The sequence below is a fragment of the Streptomyces sp. enrichment culture genome, assembly GCF_964272855.1.
In the GTDB taxonomy this organism is placed as follows: Bacteria; Actinomycetota; Actinomycetes; order Streptomycetales; family Streptomycetaceae; genus Streptomyces.
The window spans coordinates 8,901,728-8,924,733 of the sequence record NZ_OZ186847.1 but is presented as its reverse complement, the minus strand read 5'-3'; the positions used below and the strand labels follow the sequence as shown (position 1 = coordinate 8,924,733).

24 protein-coding genes and 2 pseudogenes are annotated in these 23,006 nt (G+C 70.1%); 10 read left to right on the top strand and 16 right to left on the bottom strand.

Going from position 1 to position 23,006, the window contains the following annotated elements; genetic code table 11:
• Nucleotides 1–633 precede the first annotated feature (633 nt).
• A complete protein-coding gene (locus ACSU6L_RS40210) occupies nt 634–951 on the top strand; it encodes a hypothetical protein (protein WP_437064598.1) in 318 nt (105 codons plus the stop codon).
• Nucleotides 952–1,527: 576 nt separating this feature from the next.
• Here ACSU6L_RS40210 and ACSU6L_RS40205 read toward each other — a convergent pair.
• The 3 genes from ACSU6L_RS40205 to ACSU6L_RS40195 form a co-directional block, all read right to left on the bottom strand.
• Nucleotides 1,528–2,094 (bottom strand): hypothetical protein, encoded by a 567-nt coding sequence (locus ACSU6L_RS40205; protein WP_437064596.1) that lies wholly within the window; start codon nt 2,092–2,094, stop codon nt 1,528–1,530.
• 541 nt (nt 2,095–2,635) lie between these two features.
• Nucleotides 2,636–3,013: a fic family toxin-antitoxin system, toxin component gene (locus ACSU6L_RS40200; RefSeq protein WP_437064594.1), complete on the bottom strand. Its 378-nt coding sequence runs from the start codon at nt 3,011–3,013 to the stop codon at nt 2,636–2,638.
• Nucleotides 3,013–3,252 (bottom strand): hypothetical protein, encoded by a 240-nt coding sequence (locus tag ACSU6L_RS40195; protein WP_437064593.1) that lies wholly within the window; start codon nt 3,250–3,252, stop codon nt 3,013–3,015. Before ACSU6L_RS40195 ends, ACSU6L_RS40200 begins: the two co-directional genes overlap by 1 nt.
• A gap of 476 nt (nt 3,253–3,728) precedes the next feature.
• Between ACSU6L_RS40195 and ACSU6L_RS40190 the strand changes: the two genes are divergently transcribed.
• From ACSU6L_RS40190 to ACSU6L_RS40180, 3 genes are all read left to right on the top strand, one after another.
• The gene (locus ACSU6L_RS40190) at nt 3,729–4,115 is read left to right on the top strand and encodes a hypothetical protein (protein ID WP_437064591.1); all 387 of its coding nucleotides are present in this window, start codon (nt 3,729–3,731) and stop codon (nt 4,113–4,115) included.
• A gap of 169 nt (nt 4,116–4,284) precedes the next feature.
• Nucleotides 4,285–5,307 (top strand): hypothetical protein, encoded by a 1,023-nt coding sequence (locus ACSU6L_RS40185; RefSeq protein ID WP_437064589.1) that lies wholly within the window; start codon nt 4,285–4,287, stop codon nt 5,305–5,307.
• 311 nt (nt 5,308–5,618) lie between these two features.
• Nucleotides 5,619–5,822 (top strand): cold-shock protein, encoded by a 204-nt coding sequence (locus ACSU6L_RS40180; protein WP_437064588.1) that lies wholly within the window; start codon nt 5,619–5,621, stop codon nt 5,820–5,822.
• Between the two features lie 285 nt (nt 5,823–6,107).
• Here the strand turns inward: ACSU6L_RS40180 and ACSU6L_RS40175 are convergent, their stop codons facing one another.
• Both ACSU6L_RS40175 and ACSU6L_RS40170 read right to left on the bottom strand, forming a co-directional pair.
• Nucleotides 6,108–6,449, bottom strand: a complete 342-nt coding sequence (locus ACSU6L_RS40175; RefSeq protein ID WP_437064586.1) for an SH3 domain-containing protein — start codon at nt 6,447–6,449, stop codon at nt 6,108–6,110.
• 492 nt (nt 6,450–6,941) lie between these two features.
• A complete protein-coding gene (locus ACSU6L_RS40170; protein WP_437064584.1) occupies nt 6,942–7,541 on the bottom strand; it encodes a hypothetical protein in 600 nt (199 codons plus the stop codon).
• 422 nt (nt 7,542–7,963) lie between these two features.
• Between ACSU6L_RS40170 and ACSU6L_RS40165 the strand changes: the two genes are divergently transcribed.
• The 3 genes and pseudogenes from ACSU6L_RS40165 (at nt 7,964) to ACSU6L_RS40155 (ending at nt 9,562) form a co-directional block, all read left to right on the top strand.
• Nucleotides 7,964–8,809, top strand: coding sequence for a hypothetical protein (locus ACSU6L_RS40165; protein ID WP_437064583.1), 846 nt, complete (start codon nt 7,964–7,966; stop codon nt 8,807–8,809).
• A 39-nt stretch (nt 8,810–8,848) separates the two neighbouring features.
• Nucleotides 8,849–9,109: pseudogene (locus tag ACSU6L_RS40160) on the top strand (IS110 family transposase); the annotation flags it as partial.
• Nucleotides 9,110–9,199: 90 nt separating this feature from the next.
• The gene (locus ACSU6L_RS40155; RefSeq protein WP_437064581.1) at nt 9,200–9,562 is read left to right on the top strand and encodes a GNAT family N-acetyltransferase; all 363 of its coding nucleotides are present in this window, start codon (nt 9,200–9,202) and stop codon (nt 9,560–9,562) included.
• Here ACSU6L_RS40155 and ACSU6L_RS40150 read toward each other — a convergent pair.
• The 9 genes and pseudogenes from ACSU6L_RS40150 to ACSU6L_RS40110 form a co-directional block, all read right to left on the bottom strand.
• Nucleotides 9,507–10,175 (bottom strand): hypothetical protein, encoded by a 669-nt coding sequence (locus ACSU6L_RS40150; protein WP_437065229.1) that lies wholly within the window; start codon nt 10,173–10,175, stop codon nt 9,507–9,509. The genes ACSU6L_RS40155 and ACSU6L_RS40150 overlap by 56 nt on opposite strands.
• A 172-nt stretch (nt 10,176–10,347) precedes the next feature.
• Nucleotides 10,348–10,572 (bottom strand): hypothetical protein, encoded by a 225-nt coding sequence (locus tag ACSU6L_RS40145; protein ID WP_437064579.1) that lies wholly within the window; start codon nt 10,570–10,572, stop codon nt 10,348–10,350.
• Nucleotides 10,569–11,186: a phosphatase PAP2 family protein gene (locus tag ACSU6L_RS40140; RefSeq protein WP_437064578.1), complete on the bottom strand. Its 618-nt coding sequence runs from the start codon at nt 11,184–11,186 to the stop codon at nt 10,569–10,571. The genes ACSU6L_RS40145 and ACSU6L_RS40140 overlap by 4 nt, the downstream gene beginning before the upstream one ends.
• Before the next feature lie 51 nt (nt 11,187–11,237).
• Entirely contained in the window at nt 11,238–12,323 is a 1,086-nt protein-coding gene (locus tag ACSU6L_RS40135) for a YihY/virulence factor BrkB family protein (protein WP_437064576.1), read from the bottom strand.
• A gap of 165 nt (nt 12,324–12,488) precedes the next feature.
• Nucleotides 12,489–13,249: pseudogene (locus tag ACSU6L_RS40130) on the bottom strand (DUF2382 domain-containing protein).
• 54 nt (nt 13,250–13,303) lie between these two features.
• Nucleotides 13,304–13,774, bottom strand: a complete 471-nt coding sequence (locus ACSU6L_RS40125; RefSeq protein WP_437064574.1) for an SPW repeat protein — start codon at nt 13,772–13,774, stop codon at nt 13,304–13,306.
• A gap of 171 nt (nt 13,775–13,945) precedes the next feature.
• Nucleotides 13,946–14,662, bottom strand: a complete 717-nt coding sequence (locus tag ACSU6L_RS40120; protein ID WP_437064572.1) for a DUF3618 domain-containing protein — start codon at nt 14,660–14,662, stop codon at nt 13,946–13,948.
• Entirely contained in the window at nt 14,638–15,063 is a 426-nt protein-coding gene (locus ACSU6L_RS40115) for a phage holin family protein (RefSeq protein WP_437064570.1), read from the bottom strand. Before ACSU6L_RS40115 ends, ACSU6L_RS40120 begins: the two co-directional genes overlap by 25 nt.
• 1 nt (nt 15,064) lies before the next feature.
• Complete coding sequence (locus tag ACSU6L_RS40110) at nt 15,065–15,658, bottom strand: hypothetical protein (protein ID WP_437064568.1); 594 nt, start codon at nt 15,656–15,658, stop codon at nt 15,065–15,067.
• A gap of 468 nt (nt 15,659–16,126) precedes the next feature.
• Between ACSU6L_RS40110 and ACSU6L_RS40105 the strand changes: the two genes are divergently transcribed.
• Together ACSU6L_RS40105 and pspAA are read left to right on the top strand one after the other, a co-directional pair.
• Complete coding sequence (locus tag ACSU6L_RS40105; protein ID WP_437064566.1) at nt 16,127–16,900, top strand: PspA/IM30 family protein; 774 nt, start codon at nt 16,127–16,129, stop codon at nt 16,898–16,900.
• Nucleotides 16,897–17,175, top strand: a complete 279-nt coding sequence (pspAA, locus tag ACSU6L_RS40100) for a PspA-associated protein PspAA (RefSeq protein ID WP_437064565.1) — start codon at nt 16,897–16,899, stop codon at nt 17,173–17,175. Before ACSU6L_RS40105 ends, pspAA begins: the two co-directional genes overlap by 4 nt.
• A gap of 358 nt (nt 17,176–17,533) precedes the next feature.
• Here pspAA and ACSU6L_RS40095 read toward each other — a convergent pair whose 3' ends face one another.
• Both ACSU6L_RS40095 and ACSU6L_RS40090 read right to left on the bottom strand, forming a co-directional pair.
• A complete protein-coding gene (locus ACSU6L_RS40095) occupies nt 17,534–18,076 on the bottom strand; it encodes a hypothetical protein (protein ID WP_437064564.1) in 543 nt (180 codons plus the stop codon).
• 642 nt (nt 18,077–18,718) lie between these two features.
• Nucleotides 18,719–19,183, bottom strand: coding sequence for a hypothetical protein (locus ACSU6L_RS40090; RefSeq protein ID WP_437064562.1), 465 nt, complete (start codon nt 19,181–19,183; stop codon nt 18,719–18,721).
• 709 nt (nt 19,184–19,892) lie between these two features.
• On the opposite strand from ACSU6L_RS40090, the gene ACSU6L_RS40085 reads away from it, so the two are divergent.
• Entirely contained in the window at nt 19,893–22,955 is a 3,063-nt protein-coding gene (locus ACSU6L_RS40085) for a CHAT domain-containing protein (protein WP_437064561.1), read from the top strand.
• Nucleotides 22,956–23,006: the final 51 nt, after the last annotated feature.

The window sequence follows — 23,006 nt, the reverse complement described above, 5'->3', positions numbered from 1 at the left end:
CTTCACAGGCGCGCGGTGAGCACGGGCGTTCACAGTCTTCCGTTGCCTGAGGGCCGCTGCGGCTGCGTGCCGTGGTGCTGGGCGGGGGTGTGGCTGTGAGGGCGTGGTTTTGCGGAGACGCCGATGCCGGGCGCCGGGCGCCGGGCGCCGGTGCTGGATGCTGGCAGCCACCACTGCGGTTGTGACCTCGCAGACGAACAGCTGTGAAGCATCCTGGACGTCGTCACGGAAGCGGGCCACGTCTTTGCCGGGATAGTTTATGGAGTACCGGTGGTGCAGTGCGTATGCGCTGCCGAGCCGCTCGGCGGCGGCTAGGAGGTTGCCAGCGATGAGCGAGCGGTGTCTCAGCTGCTCGGGCAGGGCCGTGAACAGTTCCCGCACCGGGCGGTCGGCCTCGCCGGAAGGATCGGCGACGCGGTGGAAAACGGCGGCGGCTTCAGGCTGGTGGTCACGTGTCAGCCACCATATGCGTGCGGCGGTCGTGCGCAGGTCGCAGTCTGGTGCGCCGGCCGGCGGCAGCAGGGGCCATCGCGCTCGCAGGAGATGAGCCGGTCCATCAGCTCCCGGGCCGGGCCGACAGCGCCCGACAGGTAGCTGGCGGCCCGCCAGGGTCGTCCAGTGGAGGTACAGCTCGTGCCGCTGCAGCCCGTTCAGCGGCCATCTCTGCTGGCGCATGAGCCCGGCAGCGTAGAGTGCGTCGCGCATCTGCTCTATGCCCTTGTCGACCTGGAACCGGTGCTCGGGCTGCAGTCGCTGCAGCACACCGTCTGGGACCGCACCGTCCACGCGCAGCGCCCACGCCCAGCCGGCCCGCACCAGCGCCAGGGGATCAGCACCGCCGTCCGCCGCCACACCGGCAATGGCGTTCCGTACGGCATGCCGCCGGATCCAGTCCGTCAGCGCACCATTGATCCGGTTCTCGCTCGCCTGGTCGCCCGTACTGTGCAGTGATGCGTCGTGCAGCAGGTCTCGCAGGGGCCTGTCGACCGGTAGTCCGTCCCGCTCGAGGAGCACCCTAGAGCTTTGGTGAGGCTGGTCCAGCTGAGCCCACCGGACCAGGGCGTCGACCGGGTTGTCCCTCACGGAGGCCGTACCGGCCGGGCCTGGGCCTGCCGCGGTACTGGGAGTGCCCTGGGTGATCACATATGTCGGTCCGCTCATCCGCCAGTCACCTCGGCCCTCCCCTTACTGTGTCGCCCCAGAGTGCCCTGCGCACCGCGTGGCTCGGCGGGATGAGCGTGAGGAGCATCCAGCGCTCCCGCCGTCAGGGCCACGATCTGCATCGCTGTTCCGTGGCGCGGGCTCACGGCCGCCCTGTCGCGGGTTTCGCCACTGAGCCGGCGCGCGGGAACGCCCTGCTGTGCCGTCGCCGCGTCCCTGCGCACAAAGCCGGTCGACCTGGTCGACTGGCTCGACGCCCACCCGGTCAAGTAGCCCGGCACACTCAGCCGCGGCGTCGGCCTACAGCGGTGCGGGCAGCACAGGACCACCCGGGCACACGCTGGTCTGGGCCCTGTCATGAAAGGCTCAGTATTGTGCTGGCTTGGCACAAAGGAAGCACCCCTCCCAGTACGGGAGCGCGCTAAGGATCCGGTGCTGCGAGCAAGAGGCGATGGCACGTTCGCCCGGCCCGGGGAAGTCCCCGACGAGATGGGGGTCGTCACCCGGTACGAAGGACTCGACCATGGCTTTGAACTCGTGCAGGTAGTCACGGGCGAAGACAGGGTCGTAACCCAGCTCGCTCCAGCGGTGGCGGCTCAACGCAAGTTCGGTGGCGCGCAGCACGAAGTCCTTCGACCGGGCACGCTCCCGCGCAGTTGCGCCCCATGCGATGTCCTGCAGGTCGAATCCGACAGTCCCCCGGCCCATCACGTTCTGGTCCTGCAATGTCAGAAGAGCCGCGAAGCGGTAGTCCCACACGTCGTCGGCGAGATCGGACACCGCCAGCATCAGCACGTCGATGAACACCTCCGTGCCGCCGTTGGACAGGTAGAGACTGTGTCCTCCACCACCGCCGAATACGTTTCCCACCGGGCCACGGTACGCCGCCGGAGTGCTGTTCAGCCGCGTGAGCTCCACGTCGGTGAACTCCACGCCCAAGCCTCGCACCTGGGCATGCTGGCCAGGGGCCCGGGCGGGGCCGTCGCTCTCCCCGCCCGGGCGGCTCCTGAGCTGCGGTGCTGGACCGGATATCCACCCGGTGGCGGACGAAGTCGCCCCCGCAGGGGCGCATGCGGGGTGTGCTGCTGCAACGGGAACTCCACGATCGGACAGGCCGATGGCAGGTCGTGCAGGGCCTGGTCCCGCCTGGTGGAGCGGCGAGCGTGCCGGGCGGTTCGCCCCACGGGCGCAGCGGCCGCCGGTAATGCGGGTCAGGTCTGCTGTTCGCCCGACCGGCAGGCAGTGCACCACCGCTGGCCAGGGTCGGTCAGATGCTCTGGCACCTCGCGCAGGCCGCCCGGGACGCTGATGCCGGGTTCCCCGCACGCGACCGGGTGGTCGTCGCAGTCGCCGTCTCAGGCTGCCGGGTCGGCCGGCACGTGCCAGATGATCTCGACGGGGCCGAGGGCTGCGTCAGGGCGTACGCGTTGTGCGGTCGCGAGCATGGCGCCTTCCGTGAGGTAGCCGGGAGGTTTCAGGTGGTGGTGGGCCAGGTCCGCAGCAGTGTGGCGATCTTCCCGGCGGTGCAGGCGGGGTCGAGGAGCAGGTCCTTGAGGGCGATCGCGTCGTCGCGGGTGGGCTTGACGGGGATTCCGGCGGCTTCGAGGTACATGACGCCGGTTGCGGCGGCGACGGCCATGTTGGAGCGTTCCAGCCAGCGGCAGCGGCCCAGGGTGTGCACGAGGGCGGCGGCTTTGGCGTAGGGGCCGTCGTAGACGGGCTGCTCGAACACTTCGGCGCGGTGGCGGGCGACCGCGCTGACGGGGACGCCGTAGTCGTCGGGGGCGGGGTCGTTGGCTCCGGCGGCCTCGGCGACCTGGAGGATCCAGGGCACGTCGATGTGCAGGTTCATCAGGCCGCGCGTGCTCCGCGGGGCGTGTGCTGGGCTTGTTCGGCGTCGTCGAAGACGGCCTGGTGTTCGGCGAGGAAGCGGGCGGCGGCGTCGACCGCGCGGGCGCGCAGGCCGCTGGCGTCGTCCTGGACGAGCCGGGCGAGGTAGTCGCCGACGCTCAGGCCCAGGTCGGCGGCGCGCTTCTTGGCGAGTTCCGCGACGTCTTCGTCTACGCGTGCACCCAGCTGTGTCTTGGCCATACCAGCATGGTAACAGCTGTTACCGCACTGGGTCGGCGGTGGCGCACAGAGCGGCTCACCGCCGCCGGCACCGGCCTCGCGGCTTCCGCTCCTGCTTGCGCTGCGGATTGACCGGCATGCGGGGGCAGGACGGGGGCGGTCCCGTGCAGCCGTGCACGGGACCGCCGAGCCCCGCTGTCTTGTCAGAGCCGGGCACTCGAAACCATACAAAATGGGATGACCAGGTGCACGCATCGTGAGCGGAACGTGCCGAGCCGCCCATATCCCGCGTCCCGGAACACGGCCGGTGGTGGTATCCCGCCCCCTGGCCGCCGGGGCCCCCGTCCGCCGTGTGCGGCAGCCTCCGGCTGGCAGGGTGTTGATCGCGGCCGTGCCGCCCCTGCAACACTGACCGCACGCGCCGTCTGCGGCGACTTCGCCGCCGGGCGGCATGCGCCCGTGCGGCACGAGCCGCCCGTCTTTTCAAGGAGCAAGTGGTGAGCGCAGAGTCCTCGATGTCGCCGGGTCCGGCTTTCACCCAGGTGAAGCTGACCGGCCCGCCTGCGGAGGTCGACCGGCTGATGGCGGTGCTCAGCGCCAGCGCCGAGATCATCTCCGACTCCCAGTCGGACCCCGATGCCCGCGGTGAAGTCGAGCGGGTGGCCCACCTGGTCACCCACCCCGACCCCCGGCCCGTCCCGGCCGAGGGAGGCATGTCGGTCACCGTGCAGAGCACGCTCGAGGCCGAGGGCGGCGTCTTCCGCGGCCTGCCCGGCGAGGCGGCGGCCCAGGAGGTGGAACGCGCGGTGGCAACAGCGCTTGCGGGCCTGCCGGACGTCAGGCAGGCCAGTAGCCGCGTGGTCTCCTTGTGTCCCTGTGGCTGACGGACTGGAAGGTCGACGGGGGCGGAGCCTGGTCGGGCCGTCGCGTCATGGCCCTGGTGGGGGGTGCCTACGCCGGGCAACTCGACTTCTATGTCCACCCCGACGGCCAGGCCGTCGAGGTCGCGGATCTGGAGTCTGGCCCGCATACCAGCGGCGGAACCTGGCCTCGGTGATGATGGACGCCCTGTATGCGGCCTACCCCACCGCGTGGATCAACCACGGCATGCGGAGCGCCGACGGAACACGGTGGTGGGACCGCTACGACGAGCCCGCGCCACAGCGCAACGTGCACAACCGCCCGCCCGCCGAGTGGGCCCACTACTTCGATCCGCTGGTGGTGGCGGCCCAGAAAGCCCGCAACGCCTACCGCAACCGCTACGACGGCGTGCACGGACACCGCGACGTGGTGTACCGGTACGGCGAGCCGATGGAGGCGGAGGCCCGGGAGCACGCTCACGCCTTCCACGAGCCCGTCGACGCCCTGGGCCCCGACCCGCAAGCCGATGACCTGTACGGCGGGATCCGGGTGGTCCTGCCGCCCGGGCTGCACCGCATCGTGCACGACAGCAGCCGCGGCGCCGCCGAGCGGGCCGGGCTCCTGCTCGACCACCTCGGGCACGGCAGCCTGCCGCCCGGCGCCGCCTGGAACGTCACCGAGCACGGCGCGCTCGAGGACCTCGCCCACGAGGAGGTCTTCGGCACCGCTGCCCGGCAGCCGGCCACGCACCTGACCTTCCGCATCCGGCCGCTGCCAGGCCGGCAGCTGCCGCCGCACGACGTGAAGGCCACGTGGGTGCGCTTCGTCGACTCGCCCGGCATCGAGGTGGAGCTGGCCGGAATGTCCTGGCGGTCGCCGCGGCGGGCGTGGCTCACCCACACCGCCGTCTTCGACCCGCCGGTGGACGCCGCCATCGCCCCCAAATACCCGGCCGACGCCAGCCCCCAGTACCGGGCCCGGTACAGCGAGATCGGCGACCTGCTCCCCGGACAGACCGCGCGGCGCACCGGGAACCCTTCACCGTTCGCGGGACGCGAGGCGGAGATCCTGGCCCTGGCGGACAGGGTCCGGCAGGGCGTCGGCCGGCGGGCGGCCGACCGGCCGGGTACTGCCCTTGGGCAGCAAGCGCCCGCGGATCACCCCGTGCACCCTCAGCATCAGCACCCCCAGCAGCACACGCCGCGCATCCGGTAGAACGACCGGATGCGCCGACGGAACCCGGGCCGCCACATCACGGCGCCACGGCGGCGCAGGGGCTCATCCGGCCTCGCCCGTGCGCCTCGCTGCACTCGCCGCGCATCCGCCAGGGTCGACGCCCTTCCTCAGCGTGACCGCCATAGCGCCGCACCCCCCACTGCTCCGCGTCCAGCCCCGGGCCCTCCACTGCCGGAGCAGACCGCGTCCGACTCGTGGACGGATGATCGTATGACGGAGCCCTGGTCGGGGTAGAACGGACGCCTGGCACTCCCCCGGCCGGCACCCCCGGCAAGAACGAAGGACGCAGTATGGCCAGCGGCACCGTGAAGTGGTTCAACTCCGAGAAGGGCTTCGGCTTCATCGCCCAGGACGGCGGTGGACCGGATGTCTTCGCCCACTACTCGAACATCTCCGGTAACGGGTACCGCGAGCTGGTCGAGGGCGAGCCGGTCACATTCGACGTCACCCAGGGCCAGAAGGGCCCCCAGGCCGAGAACATCGTCCGCAGCTGACGTTCCCCGTTGCCCTGACCGAGCCCCGTGCAGAGCGGCACCACCGACGCGGGAAGCGATCCGGTAGCTCGCCGGGCTCATGACCCACGGGCCGCAGCTTTAAAGTCAGGGGGTCCGGCACCAGCCGGGCCCCCTGACGCGTGTCCTACGGCGGGTGGGACACACAGGTCAGCGTACGCGGTGATACCCGCATTGGTGGCCCTCGGACCTTAGCCTTCGGGCCATGACCGCGAGCAGGTCGGCGGCCGCCGCGAAGCGGGGAGCCTCATCGGCGGCCGGCCCGGGTCAGTTGGTCAGGTAGGCGTAGGCGACCCAGCCGGTCTTGCCCTTGTTGGCGCCTGAAGTGACTTTGCCCCACGCCCAGTTGGTGCCGTTCGGGTAGGCGAGGCAGTAGTGGGTGAAGCCGGTGCCCTTGGTCAGGAGCCCGAGCGACGTGTAGCTGATGCTCGGGCCGGTCCGCAGGTTCACGCCGGTGGTCGTCTTGGCGTTGTGCGGCGTGTTCCACTGGTACTGGCACTTCGACGGAATGGAGACCGCCGCGGCCGTCGGCGCGGTGGCAAGGGTGGCACCTGCGGCCATGAGGACAGCAGCGCTGGCGACGGCTGCGACACGCGAATGCAGACGCATGAGGACTCCCTGTGATTGACGCTGGTTCACCAAGAGCCTGGTGTGTCCCCGTCGCGCAGTGTCCTGGGAGCATCGCCGCGTGCCAGAGCCCGGCACTCCATCCGGCCCGCCTGTCCCGGCCCGCGGGAGAACGAGCACCAGGGCCACCAGAGGCAGGGCGCTTTGAGACGGCGACTGGAGCGCGGGACTGCACCTGGCCGAGGCAGCTGCGGCTTCCCTGACATGCCGCGTGCACGAACACCGCTGACCGGTCCCCGCAGCGCCACGTGGGCCAGGGATCCGTCCGGGTGACAACTTCCCCGCGCCGACGGCGCGGTGCACCACCGTGCCGGTAAACCGACATCGCAAACTCGGACAGAAGGTGACTTCCAGCGTCACCTCGAAACGACTCCCGCATTGAGGTACAGAGCGAGCCAGCAGGCGGTCGAAGGTGCCGTCGGCGGCCCAGCGGGCGAAGCTTCGGCCCAGGTCGGGGGTCCGGGTCGGGCCGGCTCAGCCGAACCAGACCACCAGGCGGACGTTCTCGTCGCCGTACTCGGCCGCCAGCGCGCGCATCGACGCCCATACCGGGGCCCAATCGCCGTCCGGCGGAACGATCACCCCGGCCGTGTAGACCACCGGACGGTATACGGCGCCGTTCAGATGGACCTCGCCGCCCGGCGGCCATTCGTTCGGGAACAGATCCTCGCCGAAGACCTCCTCAGCCGCGTCGAGCACCTCGAGCGGCGCCCACAGCACGTCGTGCAGGACGAGCTCGCCGTCCGGCCCCGGCCGCCACTCGCCCACACGGTTCCCGTCGGGGCGGTCGCACAGTGGCGCGTCCCAGTCAACCGCCGCGATCTCGGCCCATGTCGCGTACGAGTGGCTGTGGTTCAGTTCGTCGACCTCCTTCGGCACCTCCTCGCAGGAGTCCTCCGGCCACCCCCGTTGGTCGAAGAGCGGCCGGTCCACTCCGAGGCTCCCGCCGTAGCCGAACATGGCTTCGCGCTCGTCCCGCTGTTTCCAGAGGTCGAAGTCGAGCAGATCGACCTCCATCTCCCACGCCCCGCCCGCCGTACGTACCTCGATCAACCCGTCGATGTGCGTCCCCATACGCCGATGCTATGGGCGAGACACCCCAGGGCTGTCCATGATCGCTCGGCGGCGCCAAGCAGGCTTCGCCCGTCGGCGCTGAGCCGAGCGGAGGTCCAAGTCGGCTTCGGGGCGATGTCTCGATGCGCAAGCAGTTCGATTCTGGTAGCTCGCTCGGGTGCCTGGCGAAGTGGTGAACATCTGCTGTCCGTTCTCGTGAATAAAGCCGAAGGACACCGCATGCCTGGCCGACGAGGGCTGTGCGCGGCTGCCCCGTAACACGTTCGGGCGCCCGATATCCCGCTGTTGATGAGGGAGGCCCAGGCCGTGAGCACGGTCTCTGCGCTGTCCGCAAGGGTGGCGACCGTGCGGGAGAGCAACTGGCGGCGGGTCGCGGTGAGTAGCATCCGTCGGCAACATCCCGGTACAAGGAGCGTGGTGTCGTGGCCGACGAGCCCGAGAAGAGTCCCATCCAGAGCAAGTACGCGCAGCAATACGCCGATGACCTCGCGGCCAACCGCAAGGAGCAGAGCGACCTCACCGCTCAGATCGCTGCTCTCCAGGAGCGTCTTGAGCAACTCCGGGCGGATGAGGCGTGGTTGACTCAGGCGCAAAGCGGGTTGCCCCGGGCGGCCGTCCCGGGCAGGCCCGTGGCTGCGGTGGCCGAGGCGTTGCCGGTCGCCGAGGACGAACAGCCGGAGGCCCCTGCGCCGGCCGAGGACGTCACTGATGCGCCCCGGACCGTTCCGCAGCCGCGGCAGGACGAGCCGGTGAAGGCGCAACAGCCCAAGCAGCCAGCCAGGAAGGCGGCTGCCAAGAAGGCCACCGCGAAGAAGGCCACGGCGAAGAAGACGACGGCGAAGGCCACGGCGAGGAAGGCTTCGGCGGCGAAGAAGCCGGCCGCTGCGCAGGCCCCGGCACCTGAGGCCGCCGTCGCGCAGGCGCCGGCGGAGAAGGCCGCGCCAGAGGAGAAGCCGGGGCCGCCGCTGTGGCAGCTCGTGTTGGACATCCTCCTGAAGACCCCCGGCCAGCCGTGCGTGGCCCGTGAGGTCGCCGACCTTCTCGCGCAGGAGCATCCGGGCCGGGCGACGTCCGTGCAGACGGTGCGCAACAACCTGGAGAGCTTGGTCAAGAAGGGGCTCGCCGAGAAGGTGCACCAGCAGGGCAGCGCGATGTACACCGCGTACCCGGACGCCGGGAAGGGTGCCGAGCCCGAGACGCACGAGGCCGCGGGCGGCACCGAGCAGTCCCCTGAGGCGGCGGCGGAGAAGGTTCCCGCAGAGGTCTGACGTCCGCGAACGGCCCGCCCGGGCACCCGCGACGGCCCGGCGGGCCGAGCGCCGCAGGCGCCCGGGCAGCGTCAGCGGGTGACCAGGCGAGGGGCCAGGCCGCTGCGACGGCGACGGCAGTGGCGGCCAGGTGCGGCGACAGGTGCCTGCCGGCGCCGACGCGAACACGGAGACTGGCATAACGCCGCCCAGCGCCACCTGCTCAACCGCTTCCTCGGACAGCTCCACCACTGTCTCCAGACCCGGCAGCCCGTCGACGAACAACGCGCCTTCGCACCGCTCCTCCAAGCGCCTGCGTGACCTCGACGCGGCACCACGGGTGGGGTCGAACAGGACCGCCATTCAGGCCCGACAGCACAAGCCAGAGGCGGGCTTGCCATGATGTCGATCATGCCCTCTCTGGTCACCCCTGTCATGGCTCCAGGCAGCCTCAACTCCTCCAGCCAGCCGACACTGCTGGTCGACGATGGCTTGCTGTTGCGGCCGTGGCTGCCTTCCGACGCAGCCGCTGTCACGCGAGTTTTCCAAGACCCCAAGATCCAGCAATGGCACCTGCGCAGGGCGGACTCCGAAGACGAAGCCCGAGAGTGGATCAGGCAGTGGCGCGACGGCTGGGAGAGCGAAACCGCCTGCCACTGGGCCGTAGCCGATGCCAGCGACGACAAGGTCCTCGGACGGATCTCCCTCCAGTCGATCATCATGGTCGGCGGCCAGGCAGAGATCTCCTACTGGACTGGGGTATCGCCGAGGTGAGCCCAAAGGGGCCAGGGGGTGATCTTGCTCCGTGATTGACGAGCAGAATTCTGGTGTGCGCGGTGGCTGGCTGGCCCGCTTCCTTGAGCGCCGGCGGGACGCTCGTCGCAGGCGAGGGCCGCGGCGGTTGTCGTGGATGAGGCTGCGGAGCGGGCCATTGAAGATCTGAGCGGCGTGGACCGGCGAGACCGGCCGCCAGCCGGTCGGAGTCGGAGGCTGTCCCGCGAGGGGGCCGCCGAACGCGCCGCCGACTACTTGGAAGGCCGGTAGGCCGAACCCCTGGTCGGCGCGGCGTACGTCTGCGGCGGCGTGACCTCCCCGCCCGCGGGCGCGTTGAAGGACACGACACTCCTCCGGCCCCCTCGCCGGAACCCGTGTGGTGACGGCCCCTTGATCCCCGCCCGGCGACAGGGGCCGTCGTCGTCAGCCCGTCGCCTCGGCCGCGGCTCCGGTACGGGGCTCGGGCGGAGGCGACCGCGCCGCCGCGCGAGCGGCAGGGCGAGCCGGGCTGTGCGTCACACTTCGGACAGGCGTGCTGTTCGACGTCGTCCGCGTCCGACCGGTCGGTTGGGGAAGGCTGCTGAGGGTCCGTAATGGGCCCGGATTTTCGCACAATGCAAGTCCCAGAAGGGGGTCCGTCCCGGTTTTGAGCGAGAACGGGATCTGAGAGCGAATCCGGGATCAGCGGGGCTCCGGCGGCCGCTTGTTGATCTTGCTCGCGCAAAGGACCGGTTGTGAGAGTAGCTGCGCGTGCAGCTCTGGCTCCTGCTTGCTGCCGAGGAAGATCACCAGCGGTCGGCGGGCACGGTCTGGGCCATCCGTTCGGGCTTCGCAGGCAGTAGCGTGCAGTCGGCCACCGCGTCGTGCGGACGGCCGAGCAGCTGATTGCGGTAGGCGCTCCGCTTGACCGACCACAGTCCGCGCCACACCGCGCACGGCACCATCGCGTCCTCCCACCGGACTCGGGCCAGCCACTCCGGCCGCATCGCGGGGCGCCCTTGGTCGGTCATCCGCGTCCTTCCCGTCCAGTGCACGCCGCCCGAGCCAAGCTGACCTTGGAGGCTCCCAGATGGGGGATCAGCTGCCAGCGCAGCAGTAGGCGCGGCGCAGCGCGTACGAGGGCGGTAGCCGCGAGGCCGATGACGGCGTCGGCAGCGACGTCGGTGGGGTAGTGGGCGCCGCTGTGCACCCCCTCGGCCGCCACCGTCACCGCTGGCACCGCGCACGCCGTTGCTGCGCGCGGCCACATCCATGCAACGGCGCTGGTGAAGGCGACCGCGGCGGCGGTGTGACCGGACGGGAAAGAAGACGACTCGGGACGGTCGTGGACGTCGTCGTGCGGGATCCACTCCTTCGGCGGCCGCGGACGCTCCTGAAGGGGCTTGGCCACCGTGTTGGAGGCCAGCTCCGCGACGGCCATGCTCGCCAGCCCCGCCAGCGCGGCCTTGCGGCCACGCCGGCCTCCGGCGACGGACATCAGCACGGCCGCGCCGCACCACAGCCTGGTGTGCTTGGCTGCCTCCCGGACCGCGGGCATCACCCGGCGCGCGACCGGCGAGTTCCACGACGCCATGCGGGCGGTCAGGCGCCGGTCGCCTTCTTCATGCCCTGCCAGCGCTCTCATCGCTCCAGCTTCCCGGCTGGGGCGGCTGATGCCGCGAGCACACGCCGCTGCTCATTCAAGGCGGCGGCGGTCCTCCTCGTCCCACTTCCTGGTGTCGCGGGGGTGGACGTACGGCTCCTTCTGGGGCGGGTGCCCGCCGGCAACGGCGCGCTGGCGTGAGGTCTCGGCATCGAACTCCAGGCCGAGCAGGACGGCGATGTTCGTGATCCACAGCCACACCAGGAAGACGATCACCCCGGCGAAGGTGCCGTAGGTCTTGTTGTAGGAAGCGAAGTTGGCGACGTAGACCGCGAAGCCCGCGGAGGCGGTCATCCAGATCACCAGTGCCAGGAAGCTGCCGGGTGTGATCCACCGGAAGCCGCGCACTCTCGCGTTCGGGCTGGCCCAGTACAGGATCGCGATCATGAGGGACACCAGGAACACCAGCACCGGCCACTTCGCGATCGACCACACCGTCAGGGCCGTGTCCCCGATCCCCAGCACCCGGCCCGCCTGCCGGGCCAGAGCGCCGGTGAAGACCACGATCAGCGCGCTGACCACCGCCAGGGTCATCAGCACGATGGTGAGGGCGATCCGCAGCGGCAACACCAACCACACCGGGCGGCCCTCGGGCATGTCATAGACGGCGTTGGACGTGCGGATGAACGCCGCCACATAGCCGGATGCCGACCACACCGCCAGGGCAAGGCCGACGATCGCCATGACCGAGCCGACGCCGCCGCGGCCTTCCAGCTGCTGCACCGCGTTGCGGATCACATCGCGGGCGGCACCGGGAGTCAGCTGCTGCACGTTGTCCAGCACCTGCCTCGTCGTCGACCGTCCAGTGAGCCCCAGCACCGAGACCAGCACCAGCAGGGCCGGGAACAGCGACAGGATGCCGTAGTAGGTCAGAGATGCCGCCCGGTCGACGAGCTCGTCGTCCTTGAACTCCTTGAACGTCCCGCGCAGCACCGCCCACCAGGACCTCTTCGGCATCCTGGTCAGAGCCTTCGGTGCTCTGCGCTCCACCTCCGCAGACGGGCCGAACCTCTCCGGTTCATCCTCGCGGCCGTGCGCCTCGTCGTCCCGCCGCGGCGCCTCGCCGGGCTCCAGGCCCCGGCCCTGGTGAGCGGTGTCGTGTCTGTGTCGTAGTCTCATGAGCCGACAGCTCCTTGCGCGCGGATACGCGGCTCCGGCGCTCCGGTGCCAGCCGGATCCGCCGTCCCCGAGTGCGGCGGGGCAAGAAGACGGCGCAAGTGCGGGGCACCCGGGACGAGGGCCGTCGCTCTTCCCGTCCCGGGCGCCTGGGGTCCGCGGGCGGGGTTACCGGGGACGGCGCTTGCCTCGCTCGCCGGTTTCCTCGCCGGCCTCGATGCGCTCCTTGCGGACCTCGCCGGTGACGGTTTCCTCCTCGGTGACCTCATCAGTGGTCAGGCGGACCCGCTCCTTGGGCACGGCCCTGGTCTCCACCACGGGCTCTTCCTCGTGCAGGGTGACCTCGTGTTCCGCCTCGGAGATGTCCGGGCCGGCCATGGCGTCGCCGCGGTTGGCGTCGGTGATCGGCTCGCGCTCGACGCGGACCTCTTCGTGACGTACGGGGACGGTCATCTGCTGTTCCTCGGTGACGACGTACTTGCGCAGCCGCGCACGGCCGGCCTCGCGGCGTTCGGTGCCGACGTGCATCTCCTCCTCGGACCGCGTCGTCGCATCCTCGGAGGGGGCGGCGGCCCGGCCGGTGCCGGTCTGTGCCTGCTGCCAGGCGGCGTCCCAGTCGATGCCGTAGTACTCGTACAGGCGGTGCTCCTCCTGCTCGGACAGGTGGCCCCCGGCGTCGACGTCGACGTTGGGCGCGTCCTTGACCTGTCCTTGGCGTACGGCACCTCGAGGTGGTCCTCGACGACGGCGGCGTCCTGGATGGGGACGAAGGACTCGCTGGTGCCGAACAGGCCGGTCTTCACGCTGACCCATTCGGGCTGGCCGGTGACGTCGTCGAGGAACACGTGCCTGGCGTCGCCGATCTTCGTGCCGCTGGTGTCGTAAACCGGGTGGTCCAGCACGGTGGGAGTCTGCTCTCGGGTGATCATCTGGGTCCTCTTTCATGGATGCTGGCCCCGCCCGGTTGCCAGACCGGCGTGTGCTCAGCGGCCGGCTCCGCCGTATGCGCCCCCGTAGGCGCCCTCGGTACCGCGTGCGCTTCCTGAGCGGGCTGCCGCGCTGGCGGCAAGGGCGAGCAGCAGGGCGATCAGGCCCGTGATGACGTTGTTGGTGACGGTGCGTGTGGTGTCGACGTTGCCTGCCACCACCCAGGGAGCGATGACCGTCCACGCGCCCAGGGCGCAGGCGGCCCAGGCCATGCTGTGGGTGCGGTCGTAGGCACGGCCGAAGCCGCCGCTCATCAGCAGCACATAGCCGATCCCCACGATCAGGTTGTTGATGGCCAGCCGGGAGAAGGTGCCGCCGGGGAACCCCGCGATCCAGGGGGAGGCCGCGAGGTAGAGGCCCGTGAGCAGGGCCAGTGCCTCGATGGCTTGCGCCCTCGGGGTCGTCGCGGCGCGCTCGGCCAGCGCGTGTCGCTGGCGCATCTCGACGATGTCGGGGTGGGTCTCCATGGTCGACCCCGTCGACCCGGCCGATCCACCCGGTCGGGTCGATCCGGTGGACCCGTAGTTGGGTGACGTCACTGCGATCACTTCCGAAAGAGAGCAACAAGAGCTGTGGTCAGCACGCCTGCCAGGATGGCCGTCAGGGCCATCAGTCGGTCCGCTGGTGGGCCAGCGTCCTTACGGTTCGGGGCTGCGGGGCTTGCCGCGTGCTTCCTCGGCCGTGGTCTGTGCGGACTGCCGGGCCTGGTCGGTGACCTGTCCGGCTTGTCCCTGGGCCTGTTCCCTGGTGGTGCGGGCGGCGTCGGCGGCGGATTCCTTGACCTCCTCGGCCGCCTGCCGGCCGGCCTGGGTTGCGTCCTCCTTCAACCGCTGCGCGGACTCCACCGCGGCCTGCTTGACGGGTTCGACGGCCGGGCCGGCACGGTCCGCGATCCGGGTCGCCGCCTGCTCCTCGGTCTGCGAGGTCGGCAGGAGTGACGCGGTCAGCAGTCCCGCGCCGAAGGCGATCAGTCCGGCCGCCAGCGGGTTGCCCTGGGTCTGCCGTACCGCCTGCTCAGGGGCCTGCCGTGCGGCCTCACCCACCTGCTGGGCGGTCTGACGGGCCGTGTCGGTGACGCTGCCCGCCGCCTCACGCGCCGTGCCCGTGGCCTGCCCGGCGGTGTCCTGCACCGACTGGGCGGCCTGCCGCGTGCGGTCGCTGACCTCGCCGGTGATCTGGGAGGCGCTGCCCATCACCCGCTCCCGCATCCCCGACAGCGCACCGCGGACCCGCCGGGCGCGGCGTCGTGCCATCTGGCGGGGGCGGGCGCGATCAGCCAGCCGGGAGATGTCCTGGGACAGCCTTTCCCGGGTGTTTTCTATGTCGGCTCTTACCTGGTCGGGTGCCGTGCCCATTGCGCGTCCTCCTTGAGTGTCTGGATGGTCTGTTCCGGTTTCGGTGACACGGTGCGCATCCGCTCCCGGCCCCGCCGGTAGAGGATCAAGCCGATCACTGCCCAGATGGCGGTGACGATCAGTGCTGCCCAGCCGAGGTCCATGACGTTGGCCAGACCGAACATCGCCGCCAGCGTCAGCAGGAGGGCCACCATGTATCCGGCGAAACCGGCGCCGCCGTACATTCCGGCGGCCCTGCCCGCCTTGGTGGCCTCCTGCCGGACCTCGGCCTTGGCCAGCTCCACCTCCTGCCGGAACAGCTGCTGCACGTCCGACGTCACCGTCGACAGCAGCTCACCCACCGAGCTGTCCTGGCCGTCCTGCCCCCGTGGCTGCGGGGACTGCGACGAAAGAGACGACATCTCAAACCCCCCGGCCCGGCAGCTCGGGTGGCGCGCCTGCTGCCGGCAAGCTCTGCTCAGCCTGAGACGGGGGCAGCGCCGACGGGCGTGGGCGGGAGCCGTCGGCCTTGCTGCCGGCCTTGGCGAGCCGCCCGACGACCAACCCGGTCAGGGCCGCCGCGCCCAGGAAGGCGCCCGGCCGCCGTCGGGCGAATTCCTGCAGGTCCTGGACCAAGCCTTCCGCGCCCTGCTTGTCCAGATAGTCGGCGGCACGGTGACCGCGATCGGCCACCTGCGCCACCAGGGTCTTCGCGGCGGAGTCGCCATCTGCCTTGTCCGCAAGACCGGACAGGTCGTCCGCCCACTGCCGCAGAACCTCTGCTCCGCGCCTGGTCTGGCTCTCGGCCTGCTCGGTGACCCGCCCGCGCAGCTCGCGAGCTGCCGCGCCGGCCTGTTCCCGGGCCTCACCAGTTACGGCCTTCGCCTGCTCGGCCACCGTACCGGCCACCTGACCTGCCGCCTGCCTGGTCCGGTCGGCCGTGGCCGACGCCTCCTGCTTCGCTGTCTGCCCGGCCTGCTGAGCCCGCCCGGCACCCTCATTCGCCATGTCACTCATGAGTCCCTCCCTCTCTCCGTTCCCCGGGGACACCGCCCATGGATCTCGGTCAAGAACCCCGGCTGCCCACGGCATCGATACACGCCCCACCGCGCCCCGCCCCCGCCAGCGCCGCATGCGCCTGGCATGTCCGGCGCTCCCTCCCCTTCGGCGTAACCCTCACCCGATCGACGAAACAGCAAAAAAACCACAAACCGGACTAAATCTTCCTGGTCCGTGGTCCTGTTATCCGGCCCGCGCCCTCCGCAATGCCGCTCCTCGCTGCGCTGGGCTCCTGCACAGGTCACGGTTCCGGTGGCCGACAAAGCGCAGCACGGCCGCCTCACCCACCGGTCCAGGCGGCTTCAACAGGCAGGGACACCGCCCGGCCCGCGGCCAGGATCGCCGCCGCCGGGACGGTTTGCGGCGCACCGCCGCCGGGCGGAGCCTGAAGGTGTACGCCTCTGACCGATGAGAGGAGGCGGGGCTGTGGGCAGCATCGCGGACCGCGTCACCCTGTTGTTCCGGAGCAAGGCCAACCGGGCTCTCGACCGGGCCGAGGATCCCCGTGAAGTGCTGGACTACTCCTACGCCCAGCAGCTGGAGCTGTTGCGCAAGGTGCGGCGCGGAGTGGCGGATGTAGCCACCAGCCGCAAGCGGGTGGACCTGCAGGTGGTGCAGCTGCAGCAGTACGCCGGGAAGCTGCAGACCCAGGCCCAGCAGGCACTGGCCGCAGGCCGCGAGGACCTCGCCCGCGAGGCGCTGACGCGGCGCGGCGCGGTGACCTCCCAGCTCACCGATCTGCAGAGCCAGCAGGCAGCGTTGCAGGCCGACGAGGACAAACTCACCGTCGCCTCGCAGCGCCTGCAGGCCAAAGTGGACACCTTCCGTACGCGCAAGGAGACCCTGAAGGCCACCTACACCGCGGCCGAGGCCCAGACTCGCATCACCGAGGCCGTCACCGGCATCAGCGAAGAACTGGGCGATGTCGGCCTGGCCATGCAGCGCGCCCAGGACAAGACCGAGCAGATGCAGGCACGCGCCGGCGCCCTGGACGAGCTCATCGACTCCGGCGTCCTGGCCGACGCGACCCTTCCCGCCGGCCGCGACGACATCCAGGCCGAGTTGGCGGCCCTCAGCTCCGGCACCGAAATCGAGCAGGAGCTGGCCCGGATGAAGGCCCAACTCCCCGCATCCGCAGCCCATCCGGCGGCCGTGGAAGGCGGCAGCCTCAACCGTCCACCGGGACAGGAGGCACCATGATCATCCGGATTCTCGGCGAGGGCCAGTACGACGTCACCGATGCCCATATCGACGAACTCAACAAACCCGACTCAGCCCTGCAGTCCGCGGCCGACGCCGCCGACGAAGCAGCCTTCCACACCGCGCTGAGCGCCCTCCTGGACACCGTGCGCCGCCTGGGCACACCGCTGCCGGACGAAGCCCTCACACCCTCCGACCTCGTGCTCCCCGACCAGGACGCCAGCCTGACAGACGTACAAGCGCTGCTGACCGACGAGGGCCTGATCCCGGGGTGAACGGGTCCTCCAGGCTGTGGCGTTCGACGAAGACGACCTCGCGTCAGCGGCCGTGGTGACCGCCGACGCGTTCGCGGGTGCACGGTTCAGTCCGGATTACTGCCAAGTCGCCCGCAGGTAATCGCGCTCGGCTCGCTCGAGCGGAACGTACCCATCATGTCGCCGCGGAGGAACCCCATTTGGCAGCGTCTACTTCGTCCACGAACCCGAGCGAACCCCGGCGGCGTACGGCGCCGACACGAGCGCGCTCAGTGGGAACCGCCCGCCAGAACGCGGACTCCACACGCTCGGGTCCGCACCCGCAGCCGCAGCCGGACTACCGGTCACCGATGCCGGTGCCGCCGCTCCTGGAGCTTCCTCAGCTGCTCCTCGATGCGCTTACTGCGCCCTTGGTCCTTGGAGGTGGTTCGGTGGTGTCGCCGGTGATGAACCGGGTGACTTCGGCGACCTTGGCGGCTACTGCGGCCCGGCCGCGGATGTCCCGGCCGATGGTGACGGGGTAGATCCTGCCGCGGAACCGCCGCCGCACCCGTCGGTGTGCGCACACCGCGGTGGCCAGGGTGGTTTTGCCGAAACCGCCCGCACCCCACAGTGAGGTCGTGATGCCGACCGCACGGCCCCCGCGGCGGCAGACTGCGGCCACGGCCTGGCTGGTCTGTGCCCGCTCTTCGAACCACGGGGGAACCTGGGCAGGCGGCGGAGGCGGAGGATCGTTGTGGCCTGCCGGCGGGTGCAACTGCATGCGCATCACCACGCCCGCCAGGACGGCCAGCAGGACCGTGGCCCCGGCAAGCCACGGCCACGGCGTCTGACGCAGCTCATCCAGCACACCCGGCCAGCGCGACGTCGACGTGGCGGCATTGCCCACCAGCGCCAGCAACACCGTCAGCAGCGCGCTCACGCAGGTCAGCATCACCAGAGCCGCGCCCCAGACCCGTCCTCGCACCCGTACCCCCGGCACAGTCGTCCTGCGCCGACCTTAGCGACACACCGCCCACGCCGTGGTCGAAACAGATCGGCACCGCGGGCACCATCTGGCGGCCAAGCCAACACTGGCCCGTGACAGGTAAGTGTTCTCAGGCGAGGGACGTTGCATCGTTGCCTGCGATGCACAGGGCGGCGCCGCAGCTCGCACGTTGGTTCGGGCGAGGGTGGGAGCCGGCCCGCCGGGGGCACTGCGCGCTCGGGCCGAGGTCCGAACCGCTGGCCGGCCGGAAGCGAGCGCCCAACCGTGCAGTGTGCCGGGCGCCCGCAGGTGTGGGGAGTGCCGCCTGGGCGATGACGACTCGGCAGGTGTGACCTCGCCGCCCCGCACGAAAAGCGCCTTGCACCCGGTCAGTTCCTGCGGACGCCCGCTGCGGGGACGAGCTGCGGGAGACGGGTCGCGAGCGTCTGGCTGCTGCCGCGGAAAAGCAGTGTCTGCATGCCGAGTTGGGCAGCTGCGGCGCAGTTCTCGAGCCGGTCGTCGACGAAGAGCGTGTTGTCCGGGTGGGCCAGCCGGCGGCCATGAGGGCCGCCTCGTAGGTGCGAGGGTCCGGTTTGTTCACGCCGAGGCGGGCGGAGTAGAGGGTCTTCGATACAAGGTGCTGCACCAGGTGGTGCGGTCGTGTGCGTCCGCCAGGGGATGCGGGGCGTTCGACAGCAGCACCATGCGCAGGCCGGTTGCGTGTGCTGCTTGCAGGACCTGGACGACGGCCTCGTCGGTGTGGGTCCACATGTCGGCGTCCGTGCTGCGCAGGGCGTCCAGCAGGGCGCTTCCCGGCGGGGCGGTCAGTTGGCCGTTCAGCAGGCCGCTCCAGAAGTCGTGGGTGCTGATCTCGCCGGCGTCGTACGGGGCGCGTCGTGCCCAGAACTGGGTCTCGAAGTCGGCGCTCTGGCCGGCGGGCCATCCGGCGAGTGCGGCCAGTCGTGACCACATTCGCTGGGTGGGTTGCCGTCCGATGACGCCGTTGTAGTCGAGGATCAGGGCGTCGAGTCTCGGGGCAAGGGCGGGGGAAGGTGTGGTCACGTAGGACGGCTTTATGGCCGCCGTCGGAGCAGGACGATCACGTGCAGCTCGCGGCGGGCCAGCGCGATCATCGAAGGTCCTGCCGTTGCCGTCGAGGGCGGCGTGAAGGTAAGCGGTGCCCAAGGGCACCGTGCCACCGAACGTTACGCCGTGTGTCGCTCGGCTGCCTGGCCCGTCTCGGCGGCCGTGGTAGTGGAGCTGGCCGCGTCGGAGAGCTACCACCCAGAGCAGTCCAGCTACGAGCCGCGCCTCATGCGATGTGCGGAGAAGCAATGTCCCGAGCCGCCGATGGCCCGGCCCCTCCCCGCTTCCGCGATCTTACGATCACCCAGCTACACCTACGTAAGGGTGAGAACCTGCGCCAGTCACTGGCTTTGTTCACAAGTTGCGTCGTCAGTTGTTCACGGGTTTGGGAGGTAACCGTTTTAGATTTCGATGAGCGCTTCCTCCTGTGGCGGAATCGGAGGGTCAAGGACATCGCGAAGGCGGGTAACAATGGGCTCTGCACCAGGTGCCTCTCGAACACAGTTGGCGTTTGTGAAGTAGTAGACAGCACCGGAACACCAGCGGTAGATGTGATCTCCGCAGCTGGTGAGCTTGTCCGGCCCGGAAACGTCCGGCAAGGCCCCGATGTCCTGGCATGACACCAACGAAGTGGGGGTGCGGCAAGCGGCGCCCATGGGTCGGTGTTCCTCGATACCATGTGCGGATGGGGGGCTTCCGACTGACCTTTCTGCGTGCCCGCGCGGAGAAGCTCATGCGCCGGTACGAACTCACGGGTGACCGGTCGGCGCTGCACCAGGCGACGTCCCTGCTGCGACGGGGCGCCGACGGGGGCAGTGGCCAGCCCCTGGCTGCGCTTCTGGGGACGTACAGCAGAGCCCTGACTGAGGAGTTCCGGCTGACGTCGGATCTCGCGCAGCTGGCGGAAGCGCTCGACGCGGCCCGGGCGTCGGTGGCGATGACCCCGCCGGGCTACCGTTACCGGGCCGCCCGTGACCTGGCTCTCTGCGCGGCGGGACGCCTGTGGTTCGAGCAGACCAGCGATGTCGAGGTGCTCAAGGAAGCCATATATGCGGGCGGGCAGGCCGCGGACGCGTGTAGCGCGGAAGACCTTCCCGTCGTCTACAACAGTGTCGGCAACGCGGTCCTCACGCTGTATCTGCACACAGGGGCGCCGGACGCCCTCGACCGCGCGATCTCGGTCTGGCGCGAGGCAATCGGGCGGACGCCGTCCACGCACCCGTTCCGTGGTGCGCTACTGAGCAGCTTCAGCTCCGGTCTATTCCATGCCTACCGGACCGATGGAGACCTGGACCTGCTCCTCACAGCCGAAAAGATCGGCCGCGAAGCCATCCGCGCACTGCCCGCCGGAGGGATCCCCTGGGCGATGGCGGTAGGCAACCTGGGTGTCGTGCGACGCAATGTCTTCATGCGCACCGGAAATCTTCCGGCGCTGCTCGAAGCGGCGCGACTGGGCCGGGACGCACTGCAGGCAAACGGACGCCGACAGGACAGGTTTCGGTTCCTGACGAACCTGCAGGCCGCCCTGCTGACCCTCTACGCCCGGACGAACGAACTCGCGCTGATCGAGGAGGCCGTCGACGTGGGCATGGAGGCCCTCGACTCGCTGGACACGAACCACGCCAGTTGGTCGATGGTCGCCAGCAATGCCATCGTCACCCTGACGGAGTACGCCAACCGCAATGCTGACAAGACTGCCTTGGACGAGGCGATCAGATTGGGCGAGTACGCGTTGGCCTCGCTCCTGAAGGCGCATCCCACCAGGGTTCCGCTGCTGAGCGGGCTGAGCCAGGTCTGTCTCGCCCGGCTTGAACACGGCTCCGGCGAAGAGATGATCCGCCACGCGGCAAGGTACGGCGAGCTGGCGGTCGCCGAAACGCCGTCCGACCATCCCTTGCGTGCCGGGGTGCTCCTCCTGCTCGGACGCGTCCTGGAGATGCTAGGGCGCTTGTTCCATGATGACAATGCCAGCCAACGCTCGGCGGCTTTGGGTAAGGAGGCCGTCGGACTGCTGCCGGCCGACCATCCGGGGGTGCCCGAGGCCCTGGGCATGGCTGGAGCCAGCCTGCTGAACCTTGGCGCCGCGGGCGAAGCGCGGCAATACTTCGAGAAGGCGATCGGACTGCCGGCCATGGCGGTCACCCGACTGCGAGTTTACCGGGGCCTGGCAGCCTGCCATATCCAGCAAGGGAAGCCGGACCGGGCGCTGGCCCACTTCGAGGAGGCCCTGGCCATCGCCGCCACCCTGAGCCCGCGAGTAATGCGGCGTTCCGACCGACAGTACCGCCAGACGTTTCTCGACGGACTGGCGCAGGAGGCGGCCGCGTGCGCCGTGCTGACGGGCAAGCCCGAGCGAGCCGTGGAACTGGCCGAACAGTTCCGCAGCATCCTTCAGGCAGAGGTTCTGCAGCTGCGCCAGGACCACCGCGCGGCCCAACGCGACGCTCCGGAACTGGCCGCCGAGGTCGCTCGGTTGCGTGACCGCGAAGCCGACCTCGAGTACGCCTTGTGGGGTAATCCGTTGTCGTTCGTGGACCCCGCGACGGCGGAGGCCGAGACGCAGCGGCTTACTGCCGACCTCGCGGCCGTCATCGGTCGGCTCACCGAGGTGCTCGCCCAGATCAGGCAGCTGCCAGGTCATGAGGACTATCTGCGGCCCCTGCCTTTCGCCAGGTTACGCCAGCAGGCAGGTGAAGGGCCCATCATCATGCTGTACAACACCGAGTGGCGCAGCGACGCCCTCATCATCACCCCCGACGGGGTTGAGGTCCTGCCGCTTCCCGTCAACGGCCGCCATAAGGCGCTCATGTCCGGGCTCAAGCTCGTCGAGGCATGGGTCGCGGCGGCTACGGCGGCGAGCAGCGCGAGTGACGTGCAGCAGGAGATGCGCGAGGTGCTGGAGTGGACCTGGGACAACGTCACCGAACCGGTCATGCAGCACCTGGGATACCCGCACCGGCCGGGTGACCGGCAGTCGAGGATCTGGTGGTACCCGTTGGGCGGGATGGCCGGCCTACCACTGCACGCATCCGGTCATCACCGTGAGTCCGGCCGGTCGGTGCTGGACCGGGCTGTCTCGTCCTATACGACCACCATCCGCGCGCTGGAGTTCACCCGGCGGGCAGCTGATGTCGCCGACACGGCGAACACCGCGCTGGTCGTGGCGTTGCCGGATACGCCGGGCCAGCCCCGGCTGCCCCACAGCGCCTGGGAGGCCAGCCGGATCGCCGCCCTGATCCCTGGGTCGGAACAACTCCTGGCCGACGATGCGACATTCGCCCGAGTCCGCGACGCCCTGCCCCGGCACCGCATCGCTCACTTCGCCTGCCACGGGGCGTTCAACGTCAGCGACCCGAGTGACAGCCGACTGGTTCTGTCTGATCACGAGACGACCCCACTGACAGCGGCGTCAATAGAACAGTGGGAGCTGCCCGAGGCCGAGCTGGCCTTTCTATCGGCCTGCATCACCGCGCTGGCCACCGGCATGCTCGCCGACCAGGGCATCCACCTCGCTTCAGCGTTCCAGACAGCCGGCTACCGGCAAGTGATCGGCACCCTCTGGCCGGTGCCGGACGCCACCGCACTGGTGATCGCCGACTCGTTCTACGAGCGGTTGACTGATAGCGGCGCGGATGAGCCGCGTACGGCAGACGCAGCCCGCATCCTGGCCGCGTCTGTGCAGCAGCTGCGAGCCAGCAACCCTGAGGCCGTCTCCAGTTGGGCGGCATACATCCATCTCGGCGCATAGCCGACCACGACCGCCGGATCGTCAACTCGCTTCCTTCCGCAGGAACTTCGA